A 14,854-nucleotide genomic window follows, 5' to 3' on the forward strand; every position below is an offset into this window, starting at 1 on the left:
CGCTGGCGGTCGCCGCGGCGGTGTGCGCGTTTTTGTTCATGGACAACCTGTCCGAGGCGAAGGCCGACGTGAAGCCGGTGCTGCAGTCGCTGCGGCATGCCGACACCTGGATCATGTCGCTGCTGTACATCGGCACGTTCGGCTCCTTCATCGGCTACTCGGCGGCCTTCCCGACCCTGCTCAAGACGGTGTTTGGGCGCGGGGACATCGCGCTGACCTGGGCGTTCCTGGGCGCGGGCATCGGATCCGTCATCCGGCCCGTGGGCGGCAAGCTGGCCGACCGGGTCGGCGGGGCGCGCATCACCGCGATGAGCTTCGCGATGCTCGCCGTCGGCGCCGCGGCGGCGCTGTGGTCGGTCAACGCCAAGAACCTGCCGGTGTTCTTCGCCAGCTTCATGTTCCTGTTCGTCGCCACCGGCATCGGCAACGGTTCGACCTACCGGATGATCTCGCGGATCTTCGTGATCAAGGGAGAGCTCGCCGGCGGCGACGCGGACACCATGGTGCACATGCGCCGCCAGGCCGCCGGCGCGCTGGGCGTCATCTCGTCGATCGGCGCCTTCGGCGGGTTCGTGGTGCCGCTGGCGTACGCCTGGTCCAAGTCGCACTTCGGCAGTATCGAGCCCGCGCTGCGCTTCTACATCGCGTTCTTCGTCGCGCTGCTGGCCGTCACCTGGCTCGCGTACCTGCGCAAGAAGACCCGGATGGGGCGCCTCGGCGTCTAGTCATGATGGTGGCGACCCGTCCCCCAGCTTCGCGGGGGACCCCCAGCGCCCGGCTACGCCGCGCTCGCGATCGCCACTGTCCTGCCGATACCTGGCCCACGGACTGTAGTCGGCGATCAGCTCTTCCTGCGGGGGGCGCTGGTCGTCCGGCACGTGCTGCAGGTTGATCCGAATCCGGTACCAGATGGAGCTCGGCCCACGCATCCCGTCGACCAGGACGTCGGCCGGCTGCAGCATGCCGGCCGCCGCGGGATGGCGGTCCCGCCAGGTGTCCAGCGCGGCCATCGCCTCGTCCTTGGTCTTGGTGCGGGCGATCTCGATGAGCGGCTTCGACGAGACGCGCCCGCCCTCGGTGCGGGTGCCGGAACCCTTCGGCGCCCGCTCCGGTGGTCCCATCTCCTCGGCCAGCATCAGCAGCCGGTCGAGCTCGCCAGCCGCGTCGTCCATCCCGGCCCACGGGTCACCCAGTTCGGCGAACCGGTCGGGCACGGTTTCGATGGTGAACGCCTCGGGCCGGCAGCCTGCGACCTCGTCCCAGCTCAGTGGTGTCGAGACCCGGGCGTCCGGGGTCGCACGCACGGAGTAGGCCGACGCGACGGTGCGGTCCTTGGCGTTCTGGTTGAAGTCGACGAAGACGCCCTCGCGCTCCTCCTTCCACCAGCGGCTGGTCGCGGCCTCGGGCGCGCGCCGCTCGACCTCGCGGGCGACGGTCTGGGCCGCCAATCGCACCTGGCGAAACCCCCAGCGCGGGGCGATGCGGGCGTAGATGTGAAACCCGCGGGACCCGGACGTCTTCGGCCACGCGACCAGGCCGTAGTCCTCCAGCACCTCGCGAGCCACCATCGCGACCTCGACGATGCGGGGCCAGGCGACGCCGGGCATCGGGTCCAGGTCGACGCGCAGTTCGTCGGGGTGGTCGAGGTCGCCGGCGAGCACCGGGTGCGGGTTGAGGTCGACGCAGCCGAGGTTGATCACCCACGCCAGCCCGGCGGCGTCGTGGATGACGGCTTCGGCGGCGGACGTGCCGCGCGCGTAGTGCAGTTCGGCAACGTCGACGTAGTCCGGCCGGTTCGCCGGCGCCCGCTTCTGGAAGACCGCCTCCTGCCCAATGCCCTTGACGAAGCGCTTGAGGATCATCGGCCGCCCGGCGACGCCGCGCAGCGCCCCGTCGGCGACGGACAGGTAATAGCGGACGAGGTCGAGCTTGGTGTACGGGCCCGCGTCACCGTGGCGTTCGAAGACCACCTTGTCCGGATGGGTCACCGTGACCCGGTGCCCGGCCACCTCGAGTGACGCCGGACCGGTCATGTTCATCATCGTAAGTCGGGGGGTATTAACTAGTGGCACTGAGACGGACGTCACATAGGGTGGAATGCATGCCAAACCTCATCGGCCTGCCGGGGCAGGCTGTCGCCAAAGTTCAGCAGTACCTCGACCGCGGCGCGGCCGAATTGCACTACGTGCGCAAGATCTTCGAATCGGGCGCGTTCCGGATCGAGCCCCCGCAGAACTACGCCGCGATGGCCGCCGACATCTACAAGTGGGGCGAGTTCGGCATGCTGCCGTCGCTCAACGCACGGCGTCATCCTGACAAGGCCGCCTGCATCGACGAGGAGGGCGAATTCACCTACCGCGAGCTCGATGAGGCCGCGCACGCGGTGGCCAACGGGCTGCTGGAGAAGGGCGTCAAGGGCGGCGACGGCGTCGCCGTCCTCGCCCGCAACACCCGCTGGTTTTTGATCGCCTACTTCGGCGCCGCCCGGGTCGGCGCCCGCATCATCCTGCTCAACAGCGAGTTCTCCGGCCCCCAGATCTGCGAGGTGTCGGAGCGCGAGGGCGCCAAGGTGATCATCTACGACGACGAGTACACCAAGGCCGTCAGCAAAGCCGAGCCGGAGCTGGGCAAGCTGCGGGCGCTGGGATCCAACCCCGATGCCGACGAGCCGTCGGGCAGCCAGGACGAGACGCTGGCCGACCTGATCGAGCGCAGCGACTCCTCGCCCGCCCCGAAGGCGACCAAGCACTCGTCGATCATCATCCTGACCAGCGGCACCACCGGCACCCCCAAGGGCGCGAACCGCAGCACCCCACCCACGCTGGCGCCGATCGGGGGCATCCTGTCGCACGTGCCGTTCAAGGCCGGCGAGGTGACCTCGCTGCCCGCCCCGATGTTCCATGCGCTGGGTTTTCTGCACGGCACCATCGCGATGTTCTTGGGTTCGACGCTGGTATTGCGCCGGAAGTTCAAGCCGCCGCTGGTGCTCGAGGACATCGAGAAGTACAAGGTGACCGCTATGGTCGTCGTCCCGGTGATGTTGTCGCGCATCCTCGATGCGGTCGAGAAGATGGATAAGAAGCCCGACCTGTCCTCACTGAAGATCGTCTTCGTGTCCGGCTCGGCGCTCGGCTCGGAGCTGGCGGAACGGGCGCTCAAGGACCTGGGCCCGGTGATCTACAACATGTACGGCTCGACGGAAATCGCCTTCGCCACGATCGCCGAGCCCAAGCACCTGGAATTCAATTCCTCGACCGTTGGCCCCGTCGTCAAGGGCGTCAAGGTCAAGATCTTCGACGACAACGGAAAAGAATTGCCGCAGGGCGAGGTGGGTCGGATCTTCGTCGGCAACGCCTTCCCGTTCGAGGGCTACACCGGCGGCGGCCACAAGCAGATCATCGACGGGTTGTTGTCGTCAGGCGACGTCGGCTACTTCGACGAAAACGGCCTGCTGTACATCAGCGGGCGCGACGATGAGATGATCGTCTCCGGCGGCGAAAACGTCTTCCCGGCCGAAGTCGAGGACCTCATCACCGGGCATCCGGACGTCGTGGAGGCCACCGCGATCGGCGTCGAGGACAAGGAGTGGGGCCACCGGTTGCGCGCGTTCGTCGTCAAGAAGGAGGACGCCAGCGTCGACGAGGACACCATCAAGGGATACGTGCGCGACCACCTGGCGCGCTACAAGGTGCCGCGGGAAGTGATCTTCCTCGAAGAGCTGCCGCGCAACCCCACCGGGAAGATCCTGAAGCGCGAGCTGCGCGAGATGGAGATCGACTGACGCAGCGCTCTCGGCGCCCGAAGGCGTCCCTGGTCACCTGCGCGCTTGAATGGCGCGCGTGATCTGCGCGGAGAGCTTGGGATCGATCAGCAGCTGATCGATGAGCGCGCTGAGGACCTCCTGCCCCGTCACCCGTGCGACGCCGATCCGGTCGGCGGCGTCGCGCTGCCAGACGTCGAGCGCGCGGTGGGTCGCCAGCGGCAGGTCGACGGTCCGACGCGTTCGCCGATCCCGCGACGCGCGGGCGGGTGGCTCCCCGAGCGCGCTGAGGCGCTGCGTCGGCCCCGTCTGCCCGGGCAGGGGCGGCTTGGCGGTATACCGGGCGAACCGGTTGGGACCCGAGTTGATCGTCATCACGCGACTTTCTCTGGAGGGGTTGCACGTCAGTAGATCCGCTCTTCAGTATGCGCATCGCGCGTGCCCGCCGCGCGCCGGCGCGGCCGGCCCGGGACGCGGCGGAAAAGCCGCCTGACGGCAAATCTCCGCATGAGTTCATCATGGTTGTTTGCTGTAAGAAATAGTTGGCAACAGTGGACGCGCAGACAGATTTACTTAACTGTGCTATTTCGTATTGGCGTAAGTGTGCAACTACGTAGCTCAGTAAAGCGGCCATCACCTGCATATTGATCGGGTAAAGAAACACTGAAATCAGTAATCTCGCGAGACACTCCTATCGCGGCATTGTCCGAGACGCCCGAAGGCGCGGTGGGTGGTGACATTTTTCAGAGCGTTGCTGATTTTGTGTAGATTTTCGAAATATGGGTATTGTTCCGGTGACGCACCAGAACCTTTCGATCCCCTCGTCGCAAGGAGGCGCAAAATGTTGATCTCATTGCTTTCGCTCCGTCGGGCCGCGGTCGCCGCAGCCGCGGTCGGCTTGCTGCTGGGAGCGCTGCTGTTCGCGGGTAGCCCCGCCGCGCACGCCGCTCCGCCGCCGGCACCCGGCAACAGCTTCGACATGGCCGGCCCGCACGGGGCCCCGGACATCCCGCTGCGGCCCGGCGGGGGCGGCGGCGGCCACGGCGGAGGCGGCGGCCATGGTGGCGGTGGCCACGGTGGCTGGGGCGGACCCGGCGGCCACTGGGGCGGACCCGGCGGCGGTCACTGGGGTGGACCCGGCGGCCACTGGAGCGGCTGGGGCGGCCACGGCGGCTGGGGCGGACCGGGTCACTGGGGCGGCCACGGCGGCTGGGCCGGCCACCCCGGCTGGGGCAACGGCGGTTGGGGTCCCCCCGGACTGGGCTACCGGCCCTGGTGGAACTGGTGGTGGTGAGCTAGCGCCGCCCGCGTAGCGGCCAAAGACCGGGCCATGCCGACCTGACAGACGTGCGACGGGTCGGCATGTCCCTTTTTTGGGGTGATTACGGGTCGCGGGGCAGGCCCAGCAGCCGTTCGGCGATGATGTTGAGCTGCACCTCCGAGGTGCCCCCGTAGATGGTGGTGGCCCGGCTGGAGAGCAGGTACTCGCCCCATTTGCCCGGCAGTTCGGCGGTATCGCCGATCGCGGCATCGGTGCCGAACGACGACACCGCGAATTCCGCGTAGCCCTGCCCGGTCCGCATCGACAACAGCTTCGAGATCGCCGCCGAGGGCATGGCGTCGCCGCCGGCCAGCGTCAACAGCGTCGAGCGCAGGTTCAGCACCTTGGCGGCGTGCCCCTCGGCGATCAGCTGCCCGGCCCGGTGCTGCGCGACCTGATCGAACTGCCCGTCGCGGACGAACTCGACGAACTCGGGAAGCGTCGCAAGGAAATTCGCGTCGCTGCCGCCGATCGAGACCCGCTCCGCCGTCAGCGTGTTGCGACTGACCTCCCAGCCCCGGTTGACCTCCCCCAGCACGCACTCGTCGGGCACGAACACGTCGTCGATGTAGACGGTGTTGAAGAACTCCTGGCCCGTGAGCTCGCGTAGCGGTTTGACGGTGACGCCCTCGCTCTTCATGTCCAGCAGGAAGTACGTAATGCCATTGTGTTTGGGCGCCGACGGGTCCGTGCGCGCCAGCAGAGCGCCCCATTGCGAGAACTGCGCGGCGGTGGTCCAGATCTTCTGCCCGGTGATGCGCCAGCCGCCCTCCGTCTTGGTCGCCTTCGTGGTCAGCCCGGCCAGGTCCGACCCGGCGCCCGGCTCGGAGAACAGCTGGCACCAGATCATCTCGCCGCGGAAGGTGGGCGGCAGGAACCGTTGCTTTTGCTCCTCGGTCCCGAACGCGACGATCGACGGGATGATCCACGCCGCGATGCCGACCTGCGGGCGCTTGACCCGCCCGGAGCTGAACTCCTGGGCGATGATGATCTGCTCCACCGGGCTGGCGGCCCGGCCCCACGGCTTGGGCAGGTACGGCAGGACCCAGCCGCCCTCGGCGATCGCGACCGTGCGGGCGTCGCGCTCCATGGCCTTGAGCGCGGCCACCTCGGCCCGGATCTCGCCCCGCAGCTTCTCGGTGTCGGGGTCCAGGTCGATATTCACCGGGCGCATCCCCGTGCCGGTCGCGGTGTCCACCACCTTCTGCGGGTACTCCGAACCGCGTCCGAAGGACGACGCCAGCATCAGCGCCCGGCGATAGTAGACGTTCGTGTCGTGCTCCCACGTGAACCCGATCCCGCCGTGCACCTGAATGCAGTCCTGCGCGCAGCGCTGGGCGGCCGCCGGCGCGAGCGTCGCCGCCACGGCGGCGGCGAACTCGACGTGGGAAGCGGCTATGTCCCAACCGTTTTCGCGTGCTTCGTCGATCGCGCGGGCCGCGTCCCAGACGGCGGCGGTGGCCCGCTCGGTGTCGGCGATCATCTCCGCACACCTGTGCTTGATGGCCTGGAACTGGCCGATCGGCCTGCCGAACTGCTCGCGGATCTTCGCGTACTGCGACGCCGTGTCGGTCGCCCAGCGCGCAACGCCGATGGCTTCGGCCGACAGCAGCGTGGTCATCAGCGCGTGTGCGGTCGCCATGCTCAGGTTCCCCAACACGGCGTCGTCGCCGACCTCGACGGCGTTGGCCCGCACGTGCGCGATGGGCCGCAGCGGGTCAATGCTTTTCACCGGCACGATCTCGAGCTGGTCGGCGCGCAGCACCACCCATTCCTCGCCGCTGTCGATCGCGACCGGAAGCACCAGCAGGGAGGCCTGCGCCGCGGCCTTCACCGCGCGGACCTCGCCGCGGATGACCAGCGCATCACCCTGGCGGGTGGCGGTCAACGCGCAGCAATCCAGCGCGTAGGCGCCGATCGCCTCGCCGGATGCCAGCTCGGAGAGCACCTTCGCATCCGGGTCGTGCGCGGAGATCAGCGCGCTTGCGATGGCCGACGGCACGAATGGGCCGGGCATCGCCCCGTAGCCGAACTCGGCCAGCACGATGGCCAATTCGAGGATGCCGAAGCCCTGTCCGCCGACCGATTCGGCCAGATGCACACCCTGCAGTCCCTGTTCGGCCGCGGCCTGCCAGTACGGCGGGGGGTTTTCGATCGGTGTCTCCAAGGCCTGGTGCAGCACCTCGGACGGCGCGACGCGCGCCACCAGGGACCGCACCGAGTCGGCCAGGTCTTGATGCTCAGGAGTTATTGCGATCGGCATTGGTCGCCTTCCCATGGCTCGCGTTTGGGCCCAGTAGCTTCCAAGCTAACAACCAGTCGGTTGGTTGACTACATGGGCCAGCGGCTGGCCGTCGCGCAGCCGGCGGCAGTTGGCCACCGCCTCTGCCAGGTACCGGCGCATGGTGTCCGCGGTGTACCAGGTGACGTGCGGCGTCAGCACCACGTTGTCCAGGCCGAGCAGCGGATTGTCCGGCGCCACCGGCTCGACCTCGAAGACGTCCAGCCCCGCCGCGGCGAGCCGACCGGTGCGTAGCGCGTCGACGAGGGCCGCTTCGTCGACGACGGCGCCACGGGACGTGTTGACCAGCACCGCATTCGGTTTCATTCGGGCCAGCGCGTCGCGGTCGAGCAGGTGGCGGGTCTGTGCCGTCAGCGGCAGGTGCAGCGAGACGATGTCGCTGGCGGCCAGCAATTCGGGCAGCGGTCGCCAGCCCGGCCGCCCGTCGTCGCGGGTGCTGGTGTGCAGCACCGCGCCCCCCATCGCCGCGACGATCCCGCTCACCCGCTTGGCGATGTTGCCGTAGCCCACCAGCCCGACCGTGCAGCCGCCGATGTCGCGCACCGTCTCACCCAGCCCGGGGTCCGAGGGCCAGCCCCGCCCGTGGCGGATCGCGCGGTCCAGGGCCGGTAGCCGGCGCAGCGCGGCCAGCATCAGCAGCACCGTGCCCTCGGCAACCGACGGCGCGTTGGCGCCCGGCATGTTGGCGACGGCGATGCCGCGCTCGGTGGCGGTCCGCACGTCGATCGTGTTCACCCCGGCGCCGAGCTTGTGCACCAGGCGCAGTCGGTCCCCGAGCCGCAGGTCGGCGCCCGACAGCGGCCGAAGCACATGCCAGATCACGTCCGCCTGCGGCAGCTCGCGGTAAAAGCAAGAGTCGTCGTCTTCGGCGCACCATCGGATCTTGAGCCAATCCGATTCTGGCGCAACGAAGTCGAGCACTTTGTCGCCGGGAACGAAGTGGGCGAGAACTCTCAGCGCCACCGCTTGGTGATCCACCTGGCGATGGTATCGGCCTGCTCGCTGCGTGCGCCCGGGGTGGTGAAGTAGTGGTCGCTGTCGATCGACGCCCGCGTCTTGTCCGTGCTGGCGAGCGCGTCGAAGATGCGCTCGGCGTCGGAGGGGAACACGCCGGTGTCGGCCTCGGCGTTCATCACCAGCGCCGGGCAGTCGATGCGGGCCAGGTGCGGCTCGGCCCGGGTCTGCGCCACCCGCAGGCTCCACATGCCCAGCCAGTTGCGCAAGGTGCACGCCGCGGCGATGCCGTGCGCGGACCGATTCGCCCTGGCCGGGACCCCCGCGTAGCACGCGTTCGGCTGGCGCTTGGTGGGCTCGATGCTGGGGTCGACCATGCGGGGATCGGCCCAGGTGCGCATCACGGTGAAGGGCCGGTCCGAAAACCCGGCGGCGCGAACCCGTTTGAGCTCGGTCTCGGCCCAGTCGGTGATGGCGTGGTTGCGCGCTATCTGGGCCCGTCGGTAGCGAGCGATGAACTCCGCGGAGTACGGGGGGCCGTTGTCCTCGTTGAATAGGTCCAGGTCGGCGGCGGTGGCGACCGGGTCGTTCTCGTCGACGACCGCGGGGTCCATCCAGGCCGTCAGCACGTCCGGGCGCCCCGGGTGCGCCGCGGTGGCCACGTAGCCGTCGGCGGGGATCAACTCGGTCAGCCCCGCCGCGGGCCGCATGCCGTCGAGCGGGGTCACGTTGGGTTCGAGGGCCTGTGACTGATAGGCGGCCATCAACGATCCGCCGCCCGAATTACCCAGCAGCACAACGGTATCGATGCCCTGCACCTGCCGCAGCCAACGCACCCCGACGCCGATGTCCACCAGCGCGTGGTCGAGCAGGAAGCTGCTTTCGAACCCGCGGAATCTGGTGTTCCAGCCCAGGAATCCGACGCCGCGGGTGGCCATGTAGTCCGCGAGGTAGTGCTCGGAAAAGTCGATCTGGTAGTGCGCGGCGATCATCGCCACCTTCGGCTTGCGTCCCACCGCGCGGTGGTAGAGGCCCTGACAGGGGTGCCCGCCGGCGCCCGCCCGCCCGGCGGTGGGCGAGGGCAGCCCGACAAACTCGCGGAGCACCCCGGCGGCGGCGTTGCGGCGGGTCACTTCGGCTCACCTCCGTCGGCGTAGACGGCCCGGTAGTAGACGTTGGCCAGCGTCCGGATGCACGCCTCGTCGTCGGGCTCGCCGGGGCCGGCGAGCTGGAGGTAACAGAACTGGTAGAACATGGCCAGAATCGCCTCGGCGATCAGCCGCGGATCGTCGTCGGTGCAGTAGCCCCTGGCCTGGGCGCGCCGCACCGAGTCGCTGATGAAATCAATTGGCGTCGAACATATTTCGGCCCAGTACCGCGCGAAGTCATCGTTGACCATGGCCAGCTGATAGATGCTGACGACCTCGGCGCGCCGGTGGCGGTAGGTGTGCCACTGCGCGGCGGCGGCCTCGTATGCACGCTCGCGATCGGACAGGCCGTGTTCGGTCACCGCGCGCGCCCGCTGGGTGATCTCCGCGCGGAACCGCAGGGCCCATTCGCGGACCATCGCCTCCTTGGAGTCGTAGTAGTTGTAGAACGAGGCCGAGGAACGGCCCGCCTCGGCGGCGATGTCGGCGATCGTCGTCGCCAGAATGCCCTTGCGCGCAATGACACTCCGGGCGGCCGTGTCGATCGCCGCCTGCGTCCGCCTGCCGCGTCGCGTCGGAAACGCCCGGACGGGGCCGGCTCGCCCATCAGGTTCGGTTGCGGTCGACACCCGGCGCACCTCCCTAGAGCAAAACTGAACCTGATGTTAGATTCAGATTTCCATCTTGGCCATGACCCGCGGACGGGAGCCGCACGATGATCAAGCCGCACAACACCAACACGGAATTCGAGCTCGGCGGAATCAACCATGTCGCGCTGGTGTGTTCGGACATGGCGCGGACCGTGGAGTTCTACTCCAACGTCCTCGGGATGCCGTTGATCAAGTCGCTCGACCTGCCCGACGGCGCGGGCCAGCACTTCTTCTTCGACGCCGGCAACGGCGATTGCGTCGCGTTCTTCTGGTTCGCCGACGCCCCCGACCGCGTGCCCGGCCTCTCGTCGCCGGGCGCGATCCCCGGCATCGGGGACATCACCAGCGCGGTGAGCACCATGAACCACCTCGCGTTCCACGTGCCGGCCGAGAAGTTCGACGACTACCGGCAGCGGCTGAAGGACAAGGGCGTGCGGGTCGGCCCGGTGCTCAACCACGACGAGAGCGAGCGCCAGGTGTCGCCGACGGTGCACCCCGGCGTCTACGTGCGCTCGTTCTATTTCCAGGACCCCGACGGCATCACCCTGGAATTCGCCTGCTGGGTCAGGGAATTCGGCACGAGCGACACCAAGGCCGTTCCCAAGACCGCGGCCGACCGCACGCCTTCCGTGGAGGCCGTACGCTGAAACGGAGATGACCGACGGCATTCTGTCCGACGCCCAGATCGCGGCGCTGACGCCCGAGCAGCGGCGCGACCTGATCAGCCGGCTGGAGCAACCCCTGAGCGACGTGATCGATCCGGAGTTCCTTGCCCGGGTACGGCGCATCCGGTTGAGCCTGATGACCGGGGGCTCGATCGCGATGATCCCCTGGCTCGGGTATCTGTCGATGACGCTGCCGCAGAACTACGTCGCCCACAATTGGACCCTGACCTGGATCGGTTTCGACGTCCTGCTCGTCGCGTTCATGATGGCCACCGCGGTGCTCGGCTACCTGCGCCGCCAGCTGCTGGTCCCGGCCGCGTTCACCACCGGGGTGTTGCTGATCTGCGACGCGTGGTTCGACCTGATGACCGCCGGGCCCAAGGACGTCTGGCTGTCGGTCATCACCGCGTTGCTGATCGAGGTGCCGGTGGCGGTCTTCATGATCTTCAGCGCGCAGCGCCTGCTGCGACTCACGTTGATGCGGTTGTGGTTGATCAATCCTGGGATGCGGCTGTGGCACCTGCCGCTGTTTCCGTGACGCGGTACAGCTCCGGGTTGGTCAGTTCCTCGAGCAACGCCGCCAGGTGATCGACGAGCTGGTCGGGCTCGAGTCGGACGTCGCCGGCCAGCCAGGCGCTGATGGTCTGCCCGACGCCGCCGACCGCGAAGTGCGCCGCCGCCTTGACGCGCTCGTTCGCCGGTGCCCGCAGCGCCTCGATGGCGTGCTGGCCGGACAGCATGGCGAACAGAGCGCTGGATTCGGCGCGCTTGCGCACGATGACCGAGTTGGCCAGCTGGGTGCTGAACAGCAGCCGCCCGACGCGCGGATCACCGGCGATGGTGCGCACGATGTTAACCATCCCGGCGCGCGTCTTCTCGTGCGCCGGCACGGCGGCCACCGCGGCCTGGGTGGTGGCCGCCAGTTCGGCGACCACCCAGTCGAACACCCGCCCGACGAACTGGTCCTTGTCGGTGAAGCTCTCGTAGAAGTAGCGCGCCGCCAGGCCGGCCTGGCCGCAGATGCCGCGGACGGTCAGCTCGGCGATGTCCTGTTGTTCGGCGCCCAGCAGTTCCAGGCCCGCGGTCAGCAGCCGGCGCCGGCGGCCGGCGAGCCGCTCGGCCGCCTCGACGCCGCGGTAGGGCCGCGCGCCGGAACCCTCAGCCATAGCCACCATCTTGACACCGGCGCCGGTGACAGGACAACATCGGGAAACAAGCGTTCGCACATTTAGCGGGGAGTTCGACGATGACGATTCAGCAGACGGTCCAGGGGCCTCATGTGGAGCGCCCGATATCCGACCCGCCGCGTTCGCAGTCCATTCGGCGCCGGCGGGCCGCTGCCGATTACGGCATGATGGGCGTCGCGCTGCTGGCGGGCCCCGCGAACGTGATCATGGAATTGTCGCGTCCCGGGGTCGGCCACGGCGTCGTCGAAAGCCGCGTCGAGAGCGGCCGGATCGACCGCCACCCGATCAAGCGTGCGCGCACCACCTTCACCTATATCGCGGTGGCGAATGCCGGCACCGAGGCCCAGAAGGCGGCGTTTCGCCGCGCCGTCAACCGCTCGCACGCGCAGGTCTACTCGACTCCCGACAGCCCGGTGTCGTACAACGCCTTCGACCCCGAACTCCAGTTGTGGGTGGCTGCCTGCATCTACAAGGGCGGCATCGACATCTATCGCACCTTCGTCGGTGAGCTGGACGACGAGGAAGCCGATCGCCTATACCGCGACGGCATGGCGCTGGGCACGACCTTGCAGGTACCGCCGGAGATGTGGCCCCCGGATCGGGCGGCCTTCGACCGGTACTGGCAGGAATCGCTGGCGAAGGTTCATATCGACGACACCGTCCGCGAATTCCTCTACCCCATCGCGGTGTCCCGGGTTCGAGGATTCTCGTTGCCCCGTTGGCTGCAGCGGCGCTCGGAGGATTTCAACCTGCTGATCACCACCGGCTTCTTGCCGCAACGGTTTCGCGACGAGATGCGGTTGCCATGGGACGCCGCCAAGCAGCGCCGCTTCGATCGCTTGATGAGGGTTGTGGGCGCGGTGAACAACCTGTTGCCGCGGCGGGTCCGCGAGTTCCCGTTCAACTGGATGCTCTGGGATCTGGACCGCCGCATCCGCACGGGGCGTCCCCTCGTGTAGCCGGCGGGCCGGCCGCTCCGGTTGATAACGACAATCATTTTCATTAGGCTCGCTCGGGTCTGACCACTCAGCCCGAGGAGTGCCTGTGACCGCGCCGGTCTGGATGGCGTCGCCGCCGGAGGTGCATTCGGCGTTGCTCAGCAGCGGCCCGGGGCCGGGGTCCCTGCTGGCCGCGGCGGGGGCGTGGAACTCGCTGAGCGCCGAATACGCCTCGGCCGCAGACGAACTCACCGGGGTGCTCGCGTCGGTGCAGGCCGGCGCGTGGGAGGGGCCCAGCGCGGCGACGTACGTGGCCGCCCACGCCCCGTATCTGCTGTGGCTGATGAGGGCCGGCGCCGACAGCGCGGCGACGGCCGCGCAGCACGAGGCCGCGGCCGCGGCCTACGCCGCGGCGCTGGCGGCCATGCCGACCCTGCCCGAGCTGGCCGCCAACCACGTCGTGCACGGAGTCCTGGTGGCCACCAATTTCTTTGGCATCAACACGATTCCGATCGCGCTCAACGAGGCGGACTACGCGCGGATGTGGATCCAGGCCGCCACGACGATGGCCACCTACCAGGGGGTCTCCGGCGCGGCCGTGGCGGCCAGCCCGCAAACCAGCCCGGCGCCGCAGATCGTCAAATCCGACGCCCAGGCCCCAGCCCGTTTACCTGCGGTGGTCAACCCGTTGCAGAGCCTCCAGCAGCAGATCGAGCAGCTCTTTCGAAATCTGCTGAGTCTTCCCCAGCAGGTCTCGCAGAACCTCGAAGCGATATCGCAGTCCGACAACCCGCTCGGTCTTCCACAGTGGCTGGTGGATTTTCTGCAAAACGACTTGGGTGTCGGAAACCTCCAACTCGCACACGACCCGTTGGTCGACAACCCGCTGAATCAACTCATCGCGCAGATCCTGCAGAGGTTCGGGGTGACGTGGAACCCCGCTGAGGGCACCGTCAACGGACTCGAATACGACGATTATGCGGACCCGAGCCAAGCGATCTTTTATGTGGTCCGATCGCTGGAAGTCCTCGAGGACTTCGAACAGTTCGGCGTGTATTTGACGCAGAATCCGGTGCTGGCCGTTCAGTACCTGATCAGCCTCGAGCTGTTCGACTGGCCGCTTCACATAGCGGAAATCGCCTCGTTCGGGGTCACGCAGCCGGCCGCGCTGGCCCTTGCGCTGCCTGTCGTCGCCCCCTTGGGCGCGCTCGGCGGCTTGGGCGGCCTGGCCGGCGAGCACCTCGCGCTTGAAATCTAGGACCTGCGGACGGTCCAGCTCGAAAATCGTGGTTCCGGCCGGCCAGTCCAGCCGGTAGGCGCGTGAGTCCAGCCCGGCGGCCAGGATGACCACCTGCCGCACGCCCGCGTCGGCCGCCCGGCAGAAGTATTCGTCGAAGTACCGGGTGCGGGCGCCCTGAAAGTTGACGAAGTGCTCGCCGAAGTCGGCGGTCTTCAGCGGGTGGTCAGGTTCCTTGCCGTCGAGCACGTCGGCCGCGGGGCCGCCGACGGCGCGACAGAACAGCTCCGCGTACTCATCGACGGCCAGCGGCTCGGGCTTCTGCGCCTCCAGCGCCCGCGCGGTGGCCACGAACAGCGCGGTCGAGCCGACACTCGTTGTGATGTCCCAGGTATCACCTTCGCTACGCACCTAACCGACCCTACCCCGACTGGCGGTGGCGCCCCGCCGCGCCGGCGTCCCCCGGCTCCCAGGTGCCCGGCAGCATCGGCGCCCTTGGGCCGCCGCCGAATTCGTCACCGGCCAACACGGTCAGGCCGGCCGCCCCCGCGGCCGCACCCGTGGGCGCGGTGCCGGCGAAGCCCAGAGCGCCGCCGCCCTGGTCCGATGCCGTCGCGCCCCAGTCCGGGTCGACGTCGACGTTCATGTCCAGGAATTCGTCGCCGTGGTCGCGCTGCTGCGCGCGCCGGCCC

13 protein-coding genes and 3 pseudogenes are annotated in these 14,854 nt (G+C 68.5%); 7 read left to right on the forward strand and 9 right to left on the reverse strand.

Annotated features, from left to right (window positions below):
- Positions 1-725: MFS transporter (locus A5673_RS08405; RefSeq protein ID WP_369806470.1), on the forward strand; the 725-nt coding region annotated here is incomplete at its 5' end.
- Here the strand turns inward: A5673_RS08405 and A5673_RS08410 are convergent.
- Positions 726-2,042, reverse strand: coding sequence for a DNA polymerase domain-containing protein (locus A5673_RS08410; protein ID WP_068229769.1), 1,317 nt, complete (start codon positions 2,040-2,042; stop codon positions 726-728).
- A gap of 59 nt (positions 2,043-2,101) precedes the next feature.
- On the opposite strand from A5673_RS08410, the gene fadD2 reads away from it, so the two are divergent.
- Entirely contained in the window at positions 2,102-3,781 is a 1,680-nt protein-coding gene (gene fadD2 / locus A5673_RS08415) for a long-chain-fatty-acid--CoA ligase FadD2 (protein WP_068229805.1), read from the forward strand.
- Positions 3,782-3,814: 33 nt separating this feature from the next.
- On the opposite strand, the gene A5673_RS08420 is transcribed toward fadD2, so the two are convergent.
- Positions 3,815-4,135, reverse strand: a complete 321-nt coding sequence (locus A5673_RS08420) for a hypothetical protein (RefSeq protein WP_068229772.1) — start codon at positions 4,133-4,135, stop codon at positions 3,815-3,817.
- Between the two features lie 466 nt (positions 4,136-4,601).
- Between A5673_RS08420 and A5673_RS08425 the strand changes: the two genes are divergently transcribed.
- Complete coding sequence (locus A5673_RS08425) at positions 4,602-5,054, forward strand: hypothetical protein (RefSeq protein ID WP_197518328.1); 453 nt, start codon at positions 4,602-4,604, stop codon at positions 5,052-5,054.
- An 88-nt stretch (positions 5,055-5,142) separates the two neighbouring features.
- On the opposite strand, the gene A5673_RS08430 is transcribed toward A5673_RS08425, so the two are convergent.
- The 4 genes from A5673_RS08430 to A5673_RS08445 are packed head-to-tail and all read right to left on the reverse strand — an operon-like array spanning position 5,143 to position 10,114.
- A complete protein-coding gene (locus tag A5673_RS08430; protein WP_068229775.1) occupies positions 5,143-7,344 on the reverse strand; it encodes an acyl-CoA dehydrogenase in 2,202 nt (733 codons plus the stop codon).
- Between the two features lie 45 nt (positions 7,345-7,389).
- A complete protein-coding gene (locus A5673_RS08435; RefSeq protein WP_197518329.1) occupies positions 7,390-8,346 on the reverse strand; it encodes a 2-hydroxyacid dehydrogenase in 957 nt (318 codons plus the stop codon).
- Positions 8,337-9,470 (reverse strand): alpha/beta hydrolase, encoded by a 1,134-nt coding sequence (locus A5673_RS08440; RefSeq protein ID WP_156748010.1) that lies wholly within the window; start codon positions 9,468-9,470, stop codon positions 8,337-8,339. The genes A5673_RS08435 and A5673_RS08440 overlap by 10 nt, the downstream gene beginning before the upstream one ends.
- Positions 9,467-10,114: a TetR/AcrR family transcriptional regulator gene (locus tag A5673_RS08445; RefSeq protein WP_068229780.1), complete on the reverse strand. Its 648-nt coding sequence runs from the start codon at positions 10,112-10,114 to the stop codon at positions 9,467-9,469. The genes A5673_RS08440 and A5673_RS08445 overlap by 4 nt, the downstream gene beginning before the upstream one ends.
- An 86-nt stretch (positions 10,115-10,200) precedes the next feature.
- Between A5673_RS08445 and A5673_RS08450 the strand changes: the two genes are divergently transcribed.
- Together A5673_RS08450 and A5673_RS08455 are read left to right on the forward strand one after the other, a co-directional pair.
- Positions 10,201-10,782, forward strand: a complete 582-nt coding sequence (locus tag A5673_RS08450; protein ID WP_068229787.1) for a VOC family protein — start codon at positions 10,201-10,203, stop codon at positions 10,780-10,782.
- A gap of 7 nt (positions 10,783-10,789) precedes the next feature.
- Positions 10,790-11,338: a hypothetical protein gene (locus A5673_RS08455; RefSeq protein WP_068229790.1), complete on the forward strand. Its 549-nt coding sequence runs from the start codon at positions 10,790-10,792 to the stop codon at positions 11,336-11,338.
- Here A5673_RS08455 and A5673_RS08460 read toward each other — a convergent pair.
- A complete protein-coding gene (locus A5673_RS08460; protein WP_369806471.1) occupies positions 11,295-11,966 on the reverse strand; it encodes a TetR/AcrR family transcriptional regulator in 672 nt (223 codons plus the stop codon). The genes A5673_RS08455 and A5673_RS08460 overlap by 44 nt on opposite strands.
- Before the next feature lie 80 nt (positions 11,967-12,046).
- Here A5673_RS08460 and A5673_RS08465 point away from each other — a divergent pair, with 80 nt between their 5' ends.
- Together A5673_RS08465 and A5673_RS29005 are read left to right on the forward strand one after the other, a co-directional pair.
- Positions 12,047-12,946 carry an oxygenase MpaB family protein gene (locus A5673_RS08465; protein ID WP_068229798.1) on the forward strand — a complete coding sequence of 300 codons (900 nt, stop codon included), beginning with the start codon at positions 12,047-12,049 and terminating at the stop codon, positions 12,944-12,946.
- Positions 12,947-13,049: 103 nt separating this feature from the next.
- A pseudogene (locus A5673_RS29005) lies at positions 13,050-13,577 on the forward strand (PPE family protein); the annotation flags it as partial.
- Between the two features lie 564 nt (positions 13,578-14,141).
- On the opposite strand, the pseudogene A5673_RS28260 reads toward A5673_RS29005, so the two are convergent.
- Together A5673_RS28260 and A5673_RS29495 are read right to left on the reverse strand one after the other, a co-directional pair.
- Positions 14,142-14,573, reverse strand: a pseudogene (locus A5673_RS28260) (SAM-dependent methyltransferase); the annotation flags it as partial.
- 10 nt (positions 14,574-14,583) lie between these two features.
- Positions 14,584-14,854: pseudogene (locus A5673_RS29495) on the reverse strand (hypothetical protein); the annotation flags it as partial.

Source organism: Mycobacterium sp. E3198 (assembly GCF_001667015.1).
Classification (GTDB): Bacteria; Actinomycetota; Actinomycetes; order Mycobacteriales; family Mycobacteriaceae; genus Mycobacterium.

What these genes read in the sequence shown, in the direction of transcription:
- A5673_RS08430 (WP_068229775.1), bottom strand. Translation starts at nt 7,344, where the DNA reads ATGCCGATCGCAATAACTCCTGAGCATCAAGACCTGGCCGACTCGGTG.
- A5673_RS08425 (WP_197518328.1), top strand. Translation starts at nt 4,602, where the DNA reads ATGTTGATCTCATTGCTTTCGCTCCGTCGGGCCGCGGTCGCCGCAGCC.
- A5673_RS08455 (WP_068229790.1), top strand. Translation starts at nt 10,790, where the DNA reads ATGACCGACGGCATTCTGTCCGACGCCCAGATCGCGGCGCTGACGCCC.
- A5673_RS08465 (WP_068229798.1), top strand. Translation starts at nt 12,047, where the DNA reads ATGACGATTCAGCAGACGGTCCAGGGGCCTCATGTGGAGCGCCCGATA.
- A5673_RS08420 (WP_068229772.1), bottom strand. Translation starts at nt 4,135, where the DNA reads ATGACGATCAACTCGGGTCCCAACCGGTTCGCCCGGTATACCGCCAAG.
- A5673_RS08450 (WP_068229787.1), top strand. Translation starts at nt 10,201, where the DNA reads ATGATCAAGCCGCACAACACCAACACGGAATTCGAGCTCGGCGGAATC.
- fadD2 (WP_068229805.1), top strand. Translation starts at nt 2,102, where the DNA reads ATGCCAAACCTCATCGGCCTGCCGGGGCAGGCTGTCGCCAAAGTTCAG.
- A5673_RS08460 (WP_369806471.1), bottom strand. Translation starts at nt 11,966, where the DNA reads ATGGCTGAGGGTTCCGGCGCGCGGCCCTACCGCGGCGTCGAGGCGGCC.
- A5673_RS08410 (WP_068229769.1), bottom strand. Translation starts at nt 2,042, where the DNA reads ATGATGAACATGACCGGTCCGGCGTCACTCGAGGTGGCCGGGCACCGG.